This is a genomic window from Kribbella sp. NPDC023855, assembly GCF_040639475.1.
Classification (GTDB): domain Bacteria; phylum Actinomycetota; class Actinomycetes; order Propionibacteriales; family Kribbellaceae; genus Kribbella.
In genome coordinates, this window is the sequence record NZ_JBFAAA010000003.1 from 87,947 (window position 1) to 105,817 (window position 17,871).

Annotated in this window: 17 protein-coding genes; 8 read left to right on the forward strand and 9 right to left on the reverse strand. The window is 69.3% G+C overall.

Going from position 1 to position 17,871, the window contains the following annotated elements; translation table 11 throughout:
- Positions 1–52: 52 nt before the first annotated feature.
- Entirely contained in the window at positions 53–1,681 is a 1,629-nt protein-coding gene (gene groL / locus AB0F51_RS11135) for a chaperonin GroEL (RefSeq protein WP_360277525.1), read from the reverse strand.
- 236 nt (positions 1,682–1,917) lie between these two features.
- On the opposite strand from groL, the gene AB0F51_RS11140 reads away from it, so the two are divergent.
- A complete protein-coding gene (locus tag AB0F51_RS11140; RefSeq protein ID WP_360277528.1) occupies positions 1,918–2,487 on the forward strand; it encodes a GNAT family N-acetyltransferase in 570 nt (189 codons plus the stop codon).
- 1 nt (position 2,488) lies between these two features.
- Here AB0F51_RS11140 and AB0F51_RS11145 read toward each other — a convergent pair whose 3' ends face one another.
- Entirely contained in the window at positions 2,489–2,824 is a 336-nt protein-coding gene (locus AB0F51_RS11145; RefSeq protein ID WP_360277531.1) for an MmcQ/YjbR family DNA-binding protein, read from the reverse strand.
- 152 nt (positions 2,825–2,976) lie between these two features.
- Between AB0F51_RS11145 and AB0F51_RS11150 the strand changes: the two genes are divergently transcribed.
- Positions 2,977–3,297 carry a PspC domain-containing protein gene (locus tag AB0F51_RS11150; RefSeq protein WP_360277534.1) on the forward strand — a complete coding sequence of 107 codons (321 nt, stop codon included), beginning with the start codon at positions 2,977–2,979 and terminating at the stop codon, positions 3,295–3,297.
- Between the two features lie 125 nt (positions 3,298–3,422).
- Positions 3,423–4,691, forward strand: a complete 1,269-nt coding sequence (locus AB0F51_RS11155; RefSeq protein WP_360277537.1) for a M48 family metalloprotease — start codon at positions 3,423–3,425, stop codon at positions 4,689–4,691.
- Here AB0F51_RS11155 and AB0F51_RS11160 read toward each other — a convergent pair.
- A complete protein-coding gene (locus AB0F51_RS11160) occupies positions 4,688–5,653 on the reverse strand; it encodes a glycerophosphodiester phosphodiesterase (RefSeq protein WP_360277540.1) in 966 nt (321 codons plus the stop codon). The two genes, AB0F51_RS11155 and AB0F51_RS11160, sit on opposite strands and share 4 nt — an antisense overlap.
- A gap of 147 nt (positions 5,654–5,800) precedes the next feature.
- Between AB0F51_RS11160 and AB0F51_RS11165 the strand changes: the two genes are divergently transcribed.
- Genes AB0F51_RS11165 through AB0F51_RS11175 form a run of 3 tightly spaced genes read left to right on the forward strand, consistent with a single transcriptional unit; the run spans position 5,801 to position 10,473 of the window.
- Entirely contained in the window at positions 5,801–6,964 is a 1,164-nt protein-coding gene (locus AB0F51_RS11165) for a DUF418 domain-containing protein (protein ID WP_360277543.1), read from the forward strand.
- A 54-nt stretch (positions 6,965–7,018) separates the two neighbouring features.
- Positions 7,019–8,740: an ABC transporter ATP-binding protein gene (locus AB0F51_RS11170; RefSeq protein WP_360277546.1), complete on the forward strand. Its 1,722-nt coding sequence runs from the start codon at positions 7,019–7,021 to the stop codon at positions 8,738–8,740.
- Positions 8,737–10,473 carry an ABC transporter ATP-binding protein gene (locus AB0F51_RS11175; RefSeq protein WP_360277549.1) on the forward strand — a complete coding sequence of 579 codons (1,737 nt, stop codon included), beginning with the start codon at positions 8,737–8,739 and terminating at the stop codon, positions 10,471–10,473. The genes AB0F51_RS11170 and AB0F51_RS11175 overlap by 4 nt, the downstream gene beginning before the upstream one ends.
- Before the next feature lie 98 nt (positions 10,474–10,571).
- On the opposite strand, the gene AB0F51_RS11180 is transcribed toward AB0F51_RS11175, so the two are convergent.
- Positions 10,572–11,120, reverse strand: coding sequence for an rRNA adenine N-6-methyltransferase family protein (locus tag AB0F51_RS11180; RefSeq protein ID WP_360277552.1), 549 nt, complete (start codon positions 11,118–11,120; stop codon positions 10,572–10,574).
- Between the two features lie 135 nt (positions 11,121–11,255).
- Here AB0F51_RS11180 and map point away from each other — a divergent pair, with 135 nt between their 5' ends.
- A complete protein-coding gene (map, locus tag AB0F51_RS11185) occupies positions 11,256–12,023 on the forward strand; it encodes a type I methionyl aminopeptidase (RefSeq protein WP_360277555.1) in 768 nt (255 codons plus the stop codon).
- Positions 12,024–12,070: 47 nt separating this feature from the next.
- On the opposite strand, the gene AB0F51_RS11190 is transcribed toward map, so the two are convergent.
- Genes AB0F51_RS11190 through AB0F51_RS11205 form a run of 4 tightly spaced genes read right to left on the reverse strand, consistent with a single transcriptional unit; the run spans position 12,071 to position 15,360 of the window.
- Positions 12,071–12,784, reverse strand: coding sequence for a GAP family protein (locus AB0F51_RS11190; RefSeq protein WP_360277558.1), 714 nt, complete (start codon positions 12,782–12,784; stop codon positions 12,071–12,073).
- Positions 12,781–13,398: a TetR/AcrR family transcriptional regulator gene (locus AB0F51_RS11195; RefSeq protein ID WP_360277561.1), complete on the reverse strand. Its 618-nt coding sequence runs from the start codon at positions 13,396–13,398 to the stop codon at positions 12,781–12,783. The genes AB0F51_RS11190 and AB0F51_RS11195 overlap by 4 nt, the downstream gene beginning before the upstream one ends.
- 46 nt (positions 13,399–13,444) lie before the next feature.
- Entirely contained in the window at positions 13,445–14,470 is a 1,026-nt protein-coding gene (locus AB0F51_RS11200) for an Rv2578c family radical SAM protein (RefSeq protein ID WP_360277564.1), read from the reverse strand.
- Between the two features lie 56 nt (positions 14,471–14,526).
- A complete protein-coding gene (locus AB0F51_RS11205) occupies positions 14,527–15,360 on the reverse strand; it encodes an NmrA family NAD(P)-binding protein (protein ID WP_360277567.1) in 834 nt (277 codons plus the stop codon).
- Between the two features lie 82 nt (positions 15,361–15,442).
- Between AB0F51_RS11205 and AB0F51_RS11210 the strand changes: the two genes are divergently transcribed.
- Positions 15,443–16,219, forward strand: a complete 777-nt coding sequence (locus AB0F51_RS11210; protein ID WP_360277570.1) for a TetR/AcrR family transcriptional regulator — start codon at positions 15,443–15,445, stop codon at positions 16,217–16,219.
- On the opposite strand, the gene AB0F51_RS11215 is transcribed toward AB0F51_RS11210, so the two are convergent.
- Positions 16,203–17,858 carry a hypothetical protein gene (locus AB0F51_RS11215; protein ID WP_360277573.1) on the reverse strand — a complete coding sequence of 552 codons (1,656 nt, stop codon included), beginning with the start codon at positions 17,856–17,858 and terminating at the stop codon, positions 16,203–16,205. The two genes, AB0F51_RS11210 and AB0F51_RS11215, sit on opposite strands and share 17 nt — an antisense overlap.
- Positions 17,859–17,871: the final 13 nt, after the last annotated feature.

Below are 17,871 nucleotides of genomic sequence, written 5' to 3' on the forward strand. Positions count from 1 at the left end.
CCGGGCAACCGCCCGGGACCAGCTTCGTGTCGTACAGAGAACTTCTAGGAGATCAGAAGTCCATGCCGCCCATGTCGGGCGCGCCGCCGCCGGCGGCGGCACCGGCCTTCTCGGGCTTGTCGGCGATGACTGCCTCGGTGGTGAGGAACAGCGCCGCGATGGACGCCGCGTTCTGCAGCGCCGAGCGGGTGACCTTCGCCGGGTCGATGATGCCGGTGGCGATCAGGTCCACGTACTCACCGGTGGCGGCGTTGAGGCCCCAGCCCGGCTCGAGGTTGCGAACCTTCTCCACCACGACGCCACCCTCGAGGCCGGCGTTCACGGCGATCTGCTTCAACGGCGCCTCGACCGCGGACCGCACGATGGCGGCACCGGTGGCCTCGTCACCCTCGAGCTCCAGCTTCTCGAACGCAACAACCGACGCCTGCAGCAGCGCCACGCCGCCACCGGCGACGATGCCCTCTTCGACGGCCGCCTTCGCGTTGCGAACGGCGTCCTCGATGCGGTGCTTGCGCTCCTTCAGCTCGACCTCGGTGGCCGCGCCGACCTTGATCACCGCAACGCCACCGGCCAGCTTGGCCAGCCGCTCCTGCAGCTTCTCGCGGTCGTAGTCGGAGTCCGACTTCTCGATCTCGGCGCGGATCTGGTTCACCCGGCCGGAGATCTGGTCGGCGTCGCCGGAACCCTCGACGATGGTCGTCTCGTCCTTGGTGACGACGACCTTGCGGGCCTGGCCGAGCAGCTCCAGGTCCACGGTGTCGAGCTTGAGGCCGACCTCCTCGGAGATGACCTCACCGCCGGTCAGCACGGCGATGTCGACCAGCATGGCCTTGCGGCGGTCACCGAAGCCCGGCGCCTTGACGGCGACGCACTTGAAGGTGCCCTTGATCTTGTTCACGACCAGGGTGGCCAGCGCCTCGCCCTCGAGGTCCTCGGCGATGATCGCCAGCGGCTTGCCGGTCTGCATGACCTTCTCCAGCACCGGGACCAGGTCCTTGATGCTCGAGATCTTGCTGTTCACCACCAGGATGTACGGGTCTTCGAGGACCGCTTCCATCCGCTCGGTGTCGGTCACGAAGTACGGCGAGATGTAGCCCTTGTCGAAGCGCATGCCCTCGGTGAGCTCGAGCTCGAGACCGAAGGTGTTGCTCTCCTCGACGGTGATGACACCTTCCTTGCCGACCTTGTCCATCGCCTCGGCGATGATCTGGCCGACCTGGGTGTCGGCGGCGGAGATCGAGGCGGTGGAAGCGATCTGCTCCCGGGTCTCGACGTCCTTCGCCTGGGCCAGCAGCTGCTCGCTGACAGCCTCGACAGCCTTCTCGATGCCCTTCTTCAGGCCCATCGGGTTGGCGCCGGCGGCCACGTTGCGCAGACCCTCGCGCACCAGCGCCTGGGCCAGCACGGTCGCCGTGGTGGTGCCGTCGCCTGCGACGTCATCCGTCTTCTTGGCAACTTCCTTGACGAGCTCGGCCCCGATCTTCTCGTACGGGTCCTCGAGCTCGATCTCCTTGGCGATGGAGACACCGTCGTTGGTGATCGTGGGGGCGCCCCACTTCTTCTCCAGCACGACGTTGCGGCCCTTGGGGCCGAGCGTCACCTTCACGGCGTCGGCGAGGGTGTTCATACCCCGCTCGAGGCCACGGCGCGCCTCTTCATTGAAAGAAATCAGCTTGGGCATTCTCCGCGAGTCCTCCCGCGTCGAGTTTTTTGTTCAGCCGGCCGGATGCCCGCGACGGACGGCACCATCGGTGTGGCGGTCACGTCCCGCCACGCTTCCAGTGCCTCATCGAGGCCGTCTATGGTCACACCGTCAGGGCGCGGGCTTATCACTCTCGCCCATCGAGTGCTAACCAAGTATTAGCACTCGACCCAAGCGAGTGCAAGCCAGCCCTCTGCCCGCAGTACCGTGGTGTGGTGCCTCTGGAAGTCACCCCGGCCACTCCGGACCGCTGGCCCGACGTGCTGACCGTGATGGGCGACCGCGGCGACCCGTCCCGCTGCTTCTGCCAGTACTTCCGCCTCCGCGGCAAGCAGTGGTCCGACTCCTCGCCGGCCTCGCACCGCGACGCCCTCCACGCCCAGGTCGCCTCCGACCTGTCACCGGGCGTCATCGCCACCGACACCGACTCCGGTACGCCGGTCGGCTGGTGCGCCGTCGCTCCCCGCTCGGCCTATCCCCGGGTGGAGGCCTCACCCAACTGGCGTGGCGGCGACCCGGACGCCTGGGCCGTCACCTGCTTCGTCGTACCGGTCGGGCATCGGCGTCAGGGGATGGCCGGGGAGTTGCTGGCCGGCGCGATCGAGTTCGCGCGGGCGCAGGGGGCCGCCGTACTGGAGGCCTGCGCGGTGGACACCGCTCAAGCGGGCAAGGTGCCCTCCGCCGACCTCTACCGCGGCCCGCTGTCGGTCTATCTCGACGCCGGCTTCAAGGAACTCAGCCGTACGTCGCCCAGATGGGTGCTGGTGTCGAAGTCTCTGCGGTGAATCACCCCTCGTGCTGGGCGATCAGGAACTTGGGCGCGCTCAACCGCCAGGCCTCGGTCAGCAACTCGCGGAGTTCCTCGTCGTCGGCCGCGGCCAGGTCGACCTCCAGCCAGGCGAACTGCCCGGACGCCCAGGACGGCGAGTAGACCTCCGGATTCTCCGCGACCAGTGCCTCCTGCTCCTCCCGCAACGCCTTCAGCATCACTGCGGTCTCGTCGGCCGACAGGTAGACGAAACCCTTCTTCCGCACCTTGAACGCCGGCTGCCCGGCCCACCCCACGTGCTCCTCCACCCCCGGCAGGGCGAGCAGCAACTTCGTCACCGCCTCAGCATCCATCCCCCGACGGTACGACCGCCCACCGACAGAAACCGACGAAAGTCGTCAGGGGTGCCGGGTGGGGCGGCTGAGCGGGGTCAGGGGTGGGACCAGGGTTGGCTCGGTAGCGATCCCGATGTGGCGGGAGGGGGCCGGCGGGCAGAGTAGGTGACATGACGAACTCCAACGCACCGTTCTCGAACCTGTCCGGCAAGTCGCTTCGCCGCTCGCGTAACCAGCGGATGCTCTCCGGTGTGTCCGGTGGCCTGGCGGAGTACTTCAACATCGACGCCACCCTGGTCCGGCTGGCCATCGTGGGGCTGACCCTGATCACCGGCGGTACCGCGCTCATCGGGTACGTCGTGGCGTGGATCGTGATGCCCGAGGCTGACGGCAAGGCCGTCTGGCAGTCGGTCCAGCAGCCCCAGCAGCAGCCCACCCCCGAATCCGACATCGCCGCCCGCATCTACGACGACAAGCCGCCGGCGGCGTGACGGCCGGACGCACGGCAGCAAGCTGAGAGCGCCACATATAGGCCACCGGCGCCCCCACCCTTGCTGCCGTGCCGACCGCGCAACTGCCACTCCCGCCGGCGCCCTGGTCCTGTCACACTCCTGAAGTGCAGACCGACCAGGGCGCGACCCGTTGCCCGCAGTGCGCCCATCAGCTCCCCGCAGACCCGCTGTACGTCACCTGGTGCGACCGGTGCGACTGGAACGTGGACCCGACCGGCCCCACCGACAAGACGCCCGCCTGGCGACTCAGGCTCGAGCACCGCCTGGCAGAAACCCTGTACCGCGAACTGGAGCAGGGAAAGATCCACCGCCCGGGCTGGGATGCCGCCCGAGTCGCGGCCTACCTGCTGTCCGCAGTCATCCTGCTGCTCCCCCTGGCCGGCCTGCTCGGCGGAATCGCCCTGCTGGTCTTCTACCGGCCTCTCTGGCTCAGTGCTTCGCTGTCGATCATCCCGTTCGGTCTCGCCTTCCTGCTCCGCCCTCGGGCCAACCAGTTGGATTCCGACACCCGGCTGATCCACCGCGAGCAGGCTCCGCTGCTCTTCGCCCTGCTCGACAAGATCGCCGTCGCCGTCGGCACCACGCCGGTAGGCGCGGTCGCTGTCGATGCCGAGCCGAACATCTACTACGCGAGAGTCGGCTGGCGCTTCACGCCGGTGGTCGGGATCGGGCTCTCCCTGTGGATGGGCCTGCGGCCGCAGGAACGGGTCGCCGTCCTGGCGCATGAGCTCGGCCACGGCCGGAACGGCGACGCCCGGCACGGCTGGGTGGTCAACTCGGCGGCAGCGATCCTGGACGAGCTCGACGAGACCTTCAGCGAGCAACCGCTCGACCAGTACCGGCAAGAGCTCATCTACGCGACCGGGACCGACACGACCCCCAGCCTCATCACCAGGATCGTCAACGCGACGGTCGGGGGCGCGGTCAGCGGCGTCCAGTGGATGCTGACCATGATCGACCTGCGGAGCAGGCAACGCGCCGAGTACCTGGCCGATCGGCGGTCGGCCGAGATCGCCGGCTCGGAAGCGTGCGCGCGGGCGCTGGAACGGTCAGTCCTCGTCGACACCCCCTGGAGGGCCCTGCAGCATGCCGTGCGCTTCAGCTCGGAGCTCGACCCGTTGGAGGAAGCCGGCCGGGCTGTCAACGAGATCCCGGCGCGGGAGGTCGAGCGGCGGCTCCGGGTCAGCGGCCTCCGGGACAGCCGGATCGACTCGAGCCACCCACCGACGAACCTCCGGGTGAAGCTGATCCGGGCCAGGCCCACTCAGAGCGCCCTCGTCGTACTGGGGAACGATCAGAGTCGCGCCATTGACCGTGAGTTGGCTGGGCCGGCGGAGGGTGTGCTGAAGGAGTTGCGGTCCGCGCTGCGTTAGACCCTGAGGCTGGTCTTGACGGTGGCGGCCACGGCGATGTCGGGGTGGTCGGAGAAGACGCCGTCGATGCCGGTGGCGGCGAAGCGGGCCAGTTCCCCCGGGAGGTCAAGGCCGGTCGGGAGGAAGCGGCGTTCGGCCCGGAACGTCCACAGCTGGACCGAGAGACCGGCCCGGTGTGCCTGGTCGACCAGCTGGGTCGGCTCGCCCAGGCGGCCGTCCGTGGTGCGCGGGATGACCAGGTCCTTGTGCGGCGCCAGCACCTGCGCGTACGTCGAGATCTCCCGCAGGCCGGCGGGCGAGATGAGGTCGGCGAACGTCCGGCTGTCACCGTGCCTGAGGAAGTCGTTCGGGGCGCTCGCCGAGTCGACCAGCTGGACCAGCGGGACGTCCGTCATCACCGACAACCGGCGCAGGCTGGTCGGCTCGAACGACTGGATCATCGCCTCGCCCTTGTGCAGTCCGAGCGCGACCAGCCGCTCGGCGAGCAGCTCCTCCAGCGGCAGCCCGAGGCGGCGGAAGTACGCCGGGTGCTTGATCTCCGGGATCACCCCGATCGGCCGGCCCAGCCGGGCCGACTCCTGCCGCGCCAGCGCGACCACCTCGTCGAAGGTGACGATCCCCTCCCGCCCGTCGTACGCCGTGTTGCCGGCTCGCAGCGCGGGCATCCGCTCCCGGGCGCGCAGGGTGCGCAGCTCCTCGTAGGTGAAGTCCTCGGCGAACCAGCCGGTGACGGCCGTCCCGTCGACGATCTTGGTGATCCGCCGGTCCGCGAAGACCGCGTGCTCGGCGACGTCCGTCGTACCGGACAGTTCGTTCTCGTGCCGGACCACCAGGACGCCGTCCAGCGTTGCGACGAGGTCAGGTTCCAGGTAGTCGGCTCCCAGGGCCGCGGCGAGCCGATAGGCCTGCGGCGTGTGTTCCGGTCGGTAGCCACTCGCTCCCCGATGCGCGATCACCAGCATGGTTCCAGCACAGGCGGTGCAGGTGGCGGCCGGGGAACTCGTTGCCCAACGCAAGGTGAAGCTAGACCACCAACTGTCCCCCGATCGGTACGGATTCGTTCCGCGGACCTGGTGTGGCCTGGCCGAACAGCTTCTAGGCTCTCTGAGGTGAGCAGTACGAAGCACTCCACCGGCCCGATCGCCGTCACCACCCGCGCGCTCGGGCCCGACCTCGCCCGGGGGCTGATGCTGCTGTTCATCGCCCTGGCCAACGCCCACGGGTTCGTGCACCCCGACGGCGGCACGGTCATCCGCGCCATGCCAGTCGCCACCGCGCTGGTGGACCGGGTCGTCGCGTTCGCCGAGACCGTACTCGTCGATGGTCGGTCGTACCCGATGTTCGCCGCCCTGTTCGGCTACGGCATGGTGCAGATCGCCCGGCGTCAGGAGAGCAACGGCAGCTCGTGGCAGGATGCCCACGCGCTGCTGCGCCGCCGTGGCCGGTGGCTGATCGTCCTCGGACTGGTACACGCGACCCTGCTGTACTACGGCGACGTCCTGGCGGCGTACGGACTGCTCGCCCTGGCGCTGGTGTCCGCTCTGCGGCACAGCGATCGCCGGTTGTTGATCACGGCCGGGGTGTGGGCAGTGGTCGGTGCGCTCGTCTATGGCCTCTTCGCGTCGCCGATGAACCCGGAGATGGTCGTCGAGGTCTATCCGTGGAGTGTTGAGGAGAACCCGGTACGCGGTGCCCTCCTCCGGCTCAGTGCCATCGTCGTCTCAGCGCCGCTGTTCGCCATCACCGCAGCGGCCTGTCTGCTGGTCGGGTTCTGGGCCGCCAAGCGTCGGCTCCTCGAAGAGCCCGAGCAGCACCGCGTAGTGCTGCGCCGGATCGTCGCCATCGGCCTGCCGGTCTCTGTGCTCGGCGGTGTCCCGCTGGCGCTCTACACGTCGGGGGCGCTGTCCGGTTCGGCGCAGCAGGTCATACCGGTTGCTGCGCTGCACGCTCTGACCGGCCTGGCCGGCGGACCGGCGTACGCCGCACTGATCGCGCTGTGGGCGCTCCGGGTCAACAAGGACAACGTGGTGATCACCGCTCTGCAGGCGACCGGGCAACGCTCGCTGACCTGCTACCTGATCCAGTCGGTCGTGTGGGCTGTCCTGTTCTTCCCGTTCCTGCTGGATCTCGGCCACACCATGCCCCTGTGGCAGTCGGTGCCCGTGGCGGTCGCCACCTGGGCCGCGACGGTCGGCCTGGCCGAGTGGATGCGGCGGGCCGGCGTACGGGGACCGGTCGAGGTGCTGCTGCGGAGACTGACCTACCAACGCTGACATCCCTTTTATTCGAATGCTTTTGTCGGTGCGGCCACATAGCCTCGAAGGGTTATGAGACAGCTTCCGTTGGCCGATCCCGGCGTACCCGACCACCGTTCGCCTGCCCGCTACCTGTGGTGGGTGGCGCGCGGGCAGAAGGCCACGCTCGCGGGCGGGATGGCGTTCGGCGTCCTCGCGATGGGCGCGCAGGCGCTCGTACCAGCCGTGCTGGGCAAGGCGATCGACCAGGGCATCGCGGCGGGTGACCTCGACAAGCTGCTGCTGTGGAGCGGCGTGCTGTTCGGGGTCGGCGTGCTGCAGGCGCTGGCCGGCATCATGCGGCACCGGTTCGTCGTGGCGAACTGGCTGAGCGGCGCCTACCGCACGGTCCAGGTGGTCACCCGGAAGGCGGCAGACCTCGGCGCCACCCTGCCCAAGCAGCTCGCCACCGGTGAGGTCGTCAGCGTCGGCTCCAGCGACCTGGCCTACATCGGCAACCTGCTCGAGGTGTCCGGCCGGTTCGCCGGCGCCGTCGTCACGTTCTTCGTGGTCGCGGTGATCCTGCTCTCGTCGTCGACCCTGCTCGGCCTGATCGTGCTGATCGGCGTACCGCTGATGGTGTTCGGCCTCGGCCCGATGCTGCGGCCGCTGCACGCCCGGCAGTCCGCGCAACGCGAGGCGGTCAGCGAGCTGAACTCGCTGGGCTCCGACATCGTCGCGGGCCTGCGGGTGCTCCGGGGTATCGGCGGCGAGGACTCGTTCTCGCGCAGGTACCGGCGCGAGTCGCAACAGGTTCGTACCGCGGGCGTCAAGGTGGCCCGGATCCAGTCGCTGCTCGACGCGGCGCAGGTGCTGCTGCCCGGCATCTTCACCGTGGTCGTCGTCGGCCTCGGCGCGCACTTCGCCCTCCGCGGCGAGCTGACTCCGGGCAGCCTGGTCGCCTTCTACGGGTACGCCACCTTTCTCGTGCTGCCACTGCGGACCGCGACGGAGGCCGCCGAGAAGCTGATGCGTGGCCTGGTCGCGGCCGGGCGGGTGAATCGGGTGCTGGCGTTGACGTCCGACGTCGTGAACCCGGCCAGGCCCGTGCAGCTGCCCACGGCCGGTGACCTGGTCGACCCCGTCTCCGGGATCCGCGCGCGCAACGGGCTGCTGACCGCGATCGTCTCCGCCGAGCCGGACCGCGCCGCCGAGCTGGCCGATCGCCTCGGCCGGTACGACGACGCCAGCGAGGTCCGGTACGGCGGGGTCACCCTGGCCAGCGCGACCCGTGCGGATGTCCGGGCCCGGATCCTGGTCAGCGACACCGGCTCGCAACTCTTCACCGGCACGTTGCGGCAGGAGCTCGACCCGGACCACCGGCGTACGGACGACGAACTGATGACGGCGATCCGTACTGCGTCCGCCGAGGACGTGCTGGTCGCGTTGACGGACGGGCTCGACTCGATCGTCGAGGAGAAGGGCCGGTCCTTCTCCGGCGGGCAACGGCAGCGGCTGGTCCTGGTCCGCGCGTTGCTGGCCGATCCGTCGGTGCTGGTGCTGGTCGAGCCGACCTCTGCCGTCGACGCGCACACCGAGGCCCGGATCGCGGACCGGCTGCGCGAGCACCGGGCCGGCCGGAGCACCGTGGTACTCACCTCGAGCCCCCTGCTGCTGGACCGCGTCGACGAGGTCATCTTCGTCGCCGCCGGCCGAGTGGTTGCTGTTGGCAAGCATCGCGAGCTGCTCGGGACAGCTCCGCAGTACCGAACGACAGTCACCCGGCAGACCGAAGACGAGGAGGTGTCCGCATGAGCACGCTGCTACCTGTCGCGGACACCGCCGAGGTCCGTCGGCACGCCCGGCGACTGGCCCGGCGGCATCCGCGCGCGCTGCTCACCACGATGGGACTGCACGCGCTGGCCGCGGTCTCCGGACTGGCGGCGCCCCGGCTGATCGGCACGCTCGTCGAGGACGTCCAGCGCGGCACCACGGCGGGCAAGGTCAACCAGGTGATCCTGGTGATCGCCGTCTTCATCGTGGCGCAGTCGTTGCTGACCCGGTGGGCACGGTTCCGCTCGTTCGCGCTCGGCGAGCAGGTGCTGGCGGAGCTGCGTGAGGAGTTCGTCGACAACGCGCTGGCGCTGCCGATCGGCACCGTCGAGCGGGCCGGGACAGGCGATCTGCTGTCCCGGACCTCGCGCGACGTCGACGCCTTGTCCAGGACGGTGCGGTTCGCCGTACCGGAGACGATCGTCGCCCTCGTCACGATTGCCTTCACGGTCACCGCGACGCTGCTGGTCGGCGTCTGGGTGCTGCTCCCGCTGCTCGCGATGGTACCGATGCTCGCCCTGAGCACCCGGTGGTACCTGCGGTACGCCAAAGACGGGTACCTGCGCGAGAACGCGGCGTACGCGCAGCTGACCAGCTCGCTTGCCGAGACGGTCGAGGGCGCTCGCACGGTGGAGGCACTGCAGCGGTACGACGAGCGAGTGCGGCGCACCGACGACGACATCCGCGGCTCGTACGACGCCGAGCGCTACACGTTGCGCCTGCGCACGCTGTACTTCCCGGTTGTGGAGATCGGCTACTTCGTGCCGATCCTGGGCACGCTGCTGTTCGGCGGCTGGCTGCACATCAACGGCCACATCTCGCTCGGCGCGGTCACGGCCGGCGTGCTCTACGTGAACCAGTTGATCGACCCCGTCGACCGGCTGATCTCCTGGCTGGACGAGCTGCAGGTCGGCGGCGCCTCGCTCGCGCGGCTGCTCGGCATCGCCGGCGTACCGGACGATCGGACCCCGTCGGGCCGCGCACCGGACAGCGAACTGGTCGAGGCACGCGACGTGCGTTTCTCGTACGTCGACGGTCGCGACGTGCTGCACGGTGTCGATCTGACCGTCCAGCCGGGTGAGCGGATCGCGATGGTCGGACCGTCCGGTGCGGGCAAGTCGACGCTCGGGCGGCTGATCGCGGGCATCCATCCGCCACGCACCGGCTCGGTGACGGTCGGCGGGGTCGGGATGACCGAGCTGCCACTGGACGACCTTCGCCGCCAGGTTGCGCTCGTCACGCAGGAGCACCACGTCTTCGTCGGGACCTTGCGCGACAACCTGTCGATGGCTCGGCAGGACGCTTCCGATGCCGAGCTGCTCGACGCGTTGGCGGCTGTCGACGCGCGGGAGTGGGCCGAGGCGTTGCCTGACGGGCTCGACACGTGGGTCGGTTCCGGTCAGCTCGCGTTGACGCCGGCGCAGGCGCAGCAGTTGGCGTTGGCGCGGTTGGTGCTGGCCGATCCGCACACGCTGGTGCTCGACGAGGCGACCTCGTTGATCGACCCGCGAGCGGCCCGGCACATGGAGCGCTCGCTGGCGGCGGTCCTGGAAGGCAGGACGGTGATCGCGATCGCCCACCGGCTCTACACCGCCCACGACGCCGACCGGGTCGCGGTGGTGGAGGACGGCCGCATCACCGAACTCGGCAGCCACGACGAGTTGGTCGCCCGCCAAGGCTCCTACGCCGCGCTCTGGACCTCCTGGCACGGCTGACGCACGGCCGGCCCACCACGGCTGAGCCGACCAGAGCGCCGGTACGTCAAAGCCCTCGTTGCCCACCTCTGGGCAACGAGGGCTTCGCGTTTCTGAGGTCAGGCCTGGCGCTTGCGCAGCACCAGGACGGCGGAATCGACATGGGGTGGGGGTGAGAAAGCCTTGCGGGGAAGGCGAATCCCGATCGAAAGGTCGTAGTACCGGCTCCATCTGGCGGCCGCCGGTGCGCGGTGTTGCGCCCAACGGTTCACCACCTGACGCTGCAGGACGAGATCGGCCGACACCAGGCGGGAGCCGGGCGCGAGCAACCTCTTGAGCAACAGGGTGGAGATCCCGTACGGCGGGCTGGAGACAACCCGGAACGGCCGGGACGGCAACCGCAGATCTCCGGCATCGGCCCGGACCACCGTCACCGGCGCGTCCGCGAACCGCCGGCGTAACCGGTCGGCACGGCCAGGGTGGAGTTCGACGGCAACCACCTGGGCTCCGGCCCGGACCAGCGGCGCGGTCAGCGCACCGAGGCCGGCTCCGACGTCGAGAACGAGTTCACCGGGTTCGATCCCGGCGGCGTCCACGACACGTTGGGCCCAACGACTATCGAGCGGATGCCATCCCCAGGCACCCCTCGCCTGCCCGGAGCCGGGCACGGCGGACCATCACGAAGAAGTTGGTAGACATGCGACGACCCTAGAGCGTGGATCGGCCGGCCATCAAAGCATTTTCGGGCCGGCGCCGGGCCCGGCAACCGGTATAACTGTCAGGTGATGTTGGGGAAGCAGTAGATGGTGGACCTGAAGACCGCTGCCGAGATCGAGCAGATGCGCGCCGCCGGGCAGGTGGTCGCCGCGGCATTGACCGCCGTGAAGAAACACGCCGCGGTCGGCGTCTCGCTGCGGGAGCTGGACGAGGTGGCCCGCGAGGTACTCCGGTCCGAAGGCGCGGTCTCCCTGTTCGAGGGCTACCAGCCCGGGTTCGCGGCCAGCCCGTTCAGCGGCGTCATCTGTACGTCGGTCAACGACGCCGTGCTCCACGGCCTGCCCACGGACCTGCGACTGTCCGACGGCGACCTACTGAACGTCGACTGCGGCGCCTCGGTCGACGGCTGGTGCGCCGACTCGGCCACCAGCTTCGTGGTCGGCACGCCGCGGCCTGAGGACCTGGAACTGATCGAGACGACCGAGCGTGCACTCGCGGCCGGCATTGCGGCAGCCGTGCCAGGTGCCCGCCTGGGCGACGTGGGCGCGGCGATCGGCGAGGTCGGCCGGCGCGCGGGTCTCGGCACCAATCTCGACTTCGGCGGTCACGGCATCGGCCGCCGCATGCACGAAGAACCCCATGTCCCCAACGGCGGCCAACCGGGCCGGGGCCTGAAGCTCCGTCCCGGCCACGTGATCGCCATCGAGCCCTGGTTCTGGCACGGCCCCGGCAGTGTCTACGTCATCGACGACGACGGCTGGACCCTCCGCTCGGCCGACCACACCCGAGGCGCCCACGCCGAACACACCGTCGCCATCACCCCCGAAGGCCCGGAGATCCTCACAGCCCGCTAACCGGCCGGGCTGGCGGAGCCGGAGGACAGCCGGCGAGCCACCTCGGGTCAGCTGCCCATGAGGTGAGGGAACCAGAGTCGTGCGGCGGCGTCTCGGGCGACCAGGAAGCCTGCGATGGCCAGTAGCCAGCCGGTGGCTCCGGCGCCCTTGGTGCTGACCCACCGGTTCAGTCGTTCGAGCACCGGCATGATCTTGCCTTCAGCAACTATTCGTGCCCCGAGCAGCACCGCCGCGGGCGCGATCATCAGCAAGCAGTAGCCGGCGAGCAGCAGAGCGGTGGCGGCGAAGGACAGCTCGGCAGCGGTCATCATCGCGATCGCACCGAGGTACGGCAGCATCATCACGAGCTCCGCCAGCCCCGCCAGCACAGCGACACCGGCCAGCACCATCGCCGACGACGCCCCGGACATCGCCCGCTCCCGCCACCGCCCGACGGCACCGCCGCCCTTCTCCTTGCGACGCTTGGGGTCGAACCGGAAACTGAGGACGAACATCCCCACGCCCAGCACCAGCTGGATCCACAAACCGACCCGGCTGTCGATCAAGTCGCCGAGCTCATCACCGAACGACGCCACCCCCGCGACCACCGCCAGGCCGATCAGGAAGTAGAACGCCGCGATGGTCAGCAGGTAGACCACGATCCGCCCGACCCGCAGCCGCACCGGCGTCAGCAGCAACCAGACCGGGATGAAGAGCGTCCCGATGCTGGTGCTGTCCAGCAACGCCAAGCCGGCCAGGCTCCCCAGCAGCACGGCACTCATGACGAACTCCCCTCGGTCACAAAGATCCTTTGCAGGTAGCGATCCAGGTGCTCCCGCACCTCGGCCGGCGTGATCAGCTCGGGTTCCATCGCCCGCTGTACTGCGAGCCCGTCCGCGAAGGCCGCGAGCCCCCTCGCCTCAGCGGCGGCATCGAGCTCCGGCGGGACCTGCCCGAGACTGCGCGCGTACTCGAAGGCCAGCCGGCAGTGCTCGCGGATCTCGTTCGCGCCGTCGATGTGGATCTGGCGCAGGACGGGATCGACCGCAGCCCGGGCCAGGAACGCGAGCCAGATCCGCCCTTCCGCGCCGGACTGGTCACCCGCTCCCCCGACGACACTCATCGCGGCGACCAGACGATCGCGCACCTGATCGACCGGTGTCGCCTCCAACGCTTCGGCGGCGCGCGCTCTCTGCACCACCGAGAGATGATCGACGGCGAACTGGAGCAACTCGCTCTTGCTCCGGAAGTACTGCTGGATCAGCCCGGTCGTCGCCCCGAGCTCGCGGGCGATCCGCGGCAGGCTCGCCGCATCCAGCCCTTCGGCGTCGACGACCCGCAGCAGCGCCTCCGCTACCTGGCGACGCCGCTGATCTTGGTCCACTCTCTTCGGCACGGTTTTTACATTAAGCCCTTAATGTAAAAACCGCCAGCCAGCAGGCTCAGAACAAGGTCTCCTGAGCGACGGCCGGAGCAGCCCGGGCCCGAGCGCGCGGCTGAGCGGAACTGCGATGGCGCGAGCGGCGACCAAAGCCGTGCTTGTCGAGGAGCGGCCGGACCTTGTGATCGAAAGCGCTCCGGTAACTGGGCGAGGCGTTGGCGCCCCGGGAGTAGAGATCCTCGTAGCGCTCGACCAGCTCGGGACGCTCACGGGCAAGCCAACCCATGAACCACTCCTTCACCCCCGGCCGCAGATGCAGGACCAACGGAGTGACACCAGTCGCCCCAGCCCGCGCCAACTCCCCGAAGAGATGGTCGAGCTGCTCCGCAGAATCCGTCAGCCACGGCAGCACAGGAGCAACCATCACCCCACACGGCAGCCCAGCCTCGCGAACGGCCCGGATCAACTCCAGCCGCGCACGCACCGACGGCACCCCCGGCTCCACCTGCCGGCGAAGCTCCTCGTCAGCCAGCGCCAGGGACACCCCGATCCCGACCGACACCTCCTCGGCAGCAGCAGCCAGTACGCCGAGATCGCGGCGTACCAGCGTCCCTTTCGTCAGGATCGACAACGGCGTCCCCGAGGCGGCCAGCGTCTCGATGATGCCCGGCATCAACCGATAGCGCCCCTCCGCCCGCTGGTACGGATCGGTATTGGTACCCAGAGCAACTTGCTCACCACGCCAGGACGGCCGGGCCAGTTCGCGGCGCAGCACGTCCGCCACGTTCGTCTTCACCACGATCTGCTGGTCGAAGTCCAGCCCGGTGTCCAGCTCCAGGTACCGATGGGTCGGCCGGGCGAAGCAGTACCGGCAGGCGTGGGTGCAGCCGCGGTACGGGTTGATCGTCCAGTTGAACGGCAACGACGAGCCCGGCACCGAGTTCAGCGCGGAGCGCGCCAGCACCTCGTGGAACGTGACGCCCTGGAACTCCGGTGTCGTCACGCTCCGCACCAGCCCGGCAATCGACGCCAGACCCGGCAACGCCCCCGGCGCCTCCGCCTCGACCTGCTGTCCAGCCCATCGCATGATGATAGTCGAACACATGTTCGCCAGCCTTTCAACCCACACCGCCAACTCGCCCGCTAGATAAAGGCAGCGGCGTTCCGCACAGCCCACTCGCGATACGGCAGCGCAGGCCGGCCGGTCACCTCCAGCACCGTCGACTCAGGCGTCATCCGGTACTCCGACATCATCCGGAACCCGTCCAGCAACCACTCCGCCGACCCCTCCCCCATCACCGGAGCCCAGGCCGCCAGCGCCTCCTCCCGAGACAACTCCTCGAACCGCAGCGGCCGCCCGATCGCAGCCCCGATCAGCTCGACTTCCTCCGGCTGAGTGATCGCCTCGGGCCCGCTCATCGTCAGCTTGCGGCCCGTGTAGCTCTCGTCCAGCAACACGACGCGAGCCACCGCCGCGATGTCACCCAGGTCGATCGGCGTCTGCACGGCCTCCGGGTACGGCGCCCGCACCACCCCGTCGGTCTTGATCATCTCCGCCCAGTCCAGCGTGTTGTTCATGAACTGCCCCGGCCGCAGATGAGTCCACTCGAACCCGGCCTCCTCGATCGCCCGCTCCACCTTGTAGTAGTGCCACCCGGCCGGATCGCCCTGCGCCTCGTACTCCGCAGGCTCCCCCGACAGCACGACCACTCGCCGTACGCCGGCCTCCAGGGCGCAGGCGACGAACTCGTCCACCTTCGCCGGCAACGGCGCCAGATAGACCGTGTCGATCCCCTTCAACGCATCCGGCAGCGTCGAGGGCCGCCCCAGGTACCCCTGGGCCACCTCTACCCCTGCCGGCAGCGCCGCCTTCGCCGGATTGTTCGTCAGCGCCCGCACCGGCGCGCCCGCCTCCACCAACTCATCCACCAACAGTCGTCCCACACTGCCCGTCGCACCGGTCACCAGAATCGTCATTCTCGTAGGGTATACGAGAATAGCCCCGGCGCGCCTATGAGAAAGTTCGTCGACAGGGGAAGCGACAGCGACGGGAGGGCCAATGACGGTGCGGCACAGCGGCGGCGGTCCGGCCGATCGGACCTTGGCCCTGCTCTGGCGGAACCACCGGCCGGCCCCGGCCACGGATGCCAAACCAGCCCTCGGCCGCCGCCCGACCCTCGACCTCAACAAGGTCGTCGACGCAGGCATCACCCTCGCCGACGAACAAGGCCTCGCCGCCGCGTCGATGAGCGGCGTCGCCAAGGCGCTGGGCGTCGGGACGATGACGCTCTACACCTACGTCCCTTCCAAGGAGGAGCTGCTCGACCTGATGGTCGACCAGGTCCTCGCCGAGCGCGCCTTGCCCGGCCCAGGTGAGCCGCGACCCGCCAGCTGGCGCGACCAGATCTACCTGTACTCCGACCAGACGCGAGCCATGTTCCGTCGCCACCTCTGGCTTGCGAGCATCTCCACGATCCGCCCGCCCGTCGGACCGGGCATGCTGGCCGGTCGCGAGTACCTGCTGTCGGCGTGCGCAGTACTGGGGCTGTCCCCGCGGCAGACGAACACAGCGGCTCTGGCGATCACGACGTACGTCGACTCCGCGGCCGGCCTGGAAGCCGAGACTGAGCAACTGGAGCGGTCGACCGGGCAGAGCCAGGACGCCTGGTGGCACGAGCGCTCGGACCTCTGGGAGACGTACTTCGATGTCGAGCGCCACCCGACGATGACAGCCATCTGGAATGCCCAGGGCTTCGACGACGGGACCGAAGAGGTCTACCGATTCGGTCTGAACCGCCTGCTCGACGGCATCGAGGCACTCAGAAGCCAGGCCTGAGCCGCGACTGCCGGTTCTCCACGTAGTCGCGAGCGTTGGAGGCGCTCTCGAGCTGTCCGACCGCCTCATAGAGGGCCGCCGACACCAGCGCGAGCTCGATGGCTTCAGAGAGCCTGCCCTGCATGTCCCGCACCATTGCGAGCTCCCACTGCACCACTGCATCGGTGGTCGCGCTCCGGAGGTCTTCCGCATCCAACTGGTCGACCACTACGCGCGCCTCGTCGAGCAGGCTCTCCGCCTCGTCCAGTTCGCCGATGTAGCGAGCCGACTGCGCAGCAAGGCGCAGTGCTCCGACCTGCTCGTGTGCCAGTCCAGCCAGCCGGTACTGCGCCGCAGCGGCGACCAGCGTGTCCCTTGCCTCGCCATCGCGATCGAGTTGTTCGAGCAGCTCGCCCTTCTTGCGCAGCACCATGCCGAGCCAGTCCGGGCCGGCATCGGGCGGCACGTTCGCCAGCACCAGCTCGGCCTGCGGCAAGGCGGCTTCCGGCTCGTTGAGTTCCAGGTACGCCGCGAACAGCACGTTCCGCAGTACCTGAAGGCTTTGCGGATCGGCCAGTGCGGCGATGCCCGGATCGGTCAACGCCGAGAGCACCTGCTCGCCGATCTCGGCCGCCTCGAGATTGCGCTCCTCGAGGTGCATCCGGTGCGCCAGATCGATCCGCGCCCGCGCCAGCTCCCAGCCCGCGACCGGGTCGTCCGGCCGCGCCCGTACCGCGGCAAGTTGCTCAGCGCAACCACCATCGCCGAACAACTCCAGCTCGGCCACCCACTGTCGCTCGGCCAACTGGGTCTTGACCAGCTCCCCTTGGTGAGTGGTCCCGTTCCGCCGATCAAAGGAGGCCGCCAACCGCCAAGCCCGCTCGGTGAACTCCCCCTCGCCCAGGGTCCGTCCGGCCGCCACGCAGAACGCCAGCGCGTCGTACTGCGAAACGTCCGCCTCCAACCCCTCCGCATGCCGCTCGACCAACTCCTCCGCGCGCTCCTGATTCCCCGTCAGCACACAGAAACGGATGTGTTGCGCATGGGCGAACAACTCGTCAGGGTCGTTCCGAACCATCCTGTACGCCGTCCGGTGCGCGTCGGCCGCGGCCTCGAGATCGCCGACCGCGACATACCCCGGCAACGCCGCGGTCAGCAAGGCCTGTGGTTGCTGATGGCAACCATCAACCGGATCGGCGAACGCCGCCTCGGCCACCGCCACAGCCTGCTCCGGCCGGCCCGTCTCGATCAGGTGCCTCACCTGGTAGACCTGTTCGCAGCCCTCGCACCAGGCGAACTCGTCCCGCGGCGCGGCCAGACACGCCTCGTACTGCGCCTCCGCCGTCGCCCGGTCACCGAGGTGCCGGGCGATCAGCCAGCGGCTGAAGTGCACGATCCGCAAGCTGTTGCCGGCCTCGCGGTGCCGCCGTTCCAGGTCGTCGAGGATCTCCAGCGTGCGGTCCAGCGGCAGTCCGTAGTACTCGTCGAACTGCAGGACGACGTAGCCGAAGGTGGTCAGCAGACCGTCGAGCTCATCGGGATCCGGGTTCGCGTCGTACGCCGCGATCGCGCGACCGAACGGCTCCAGCGCCTTGGCCGGGTCCGGCCCGAAGACCAGGCTGTCCACCGGCGCGATCAGCCCGGCGAGATCTGGTTCCATCCTCGAACTGTAG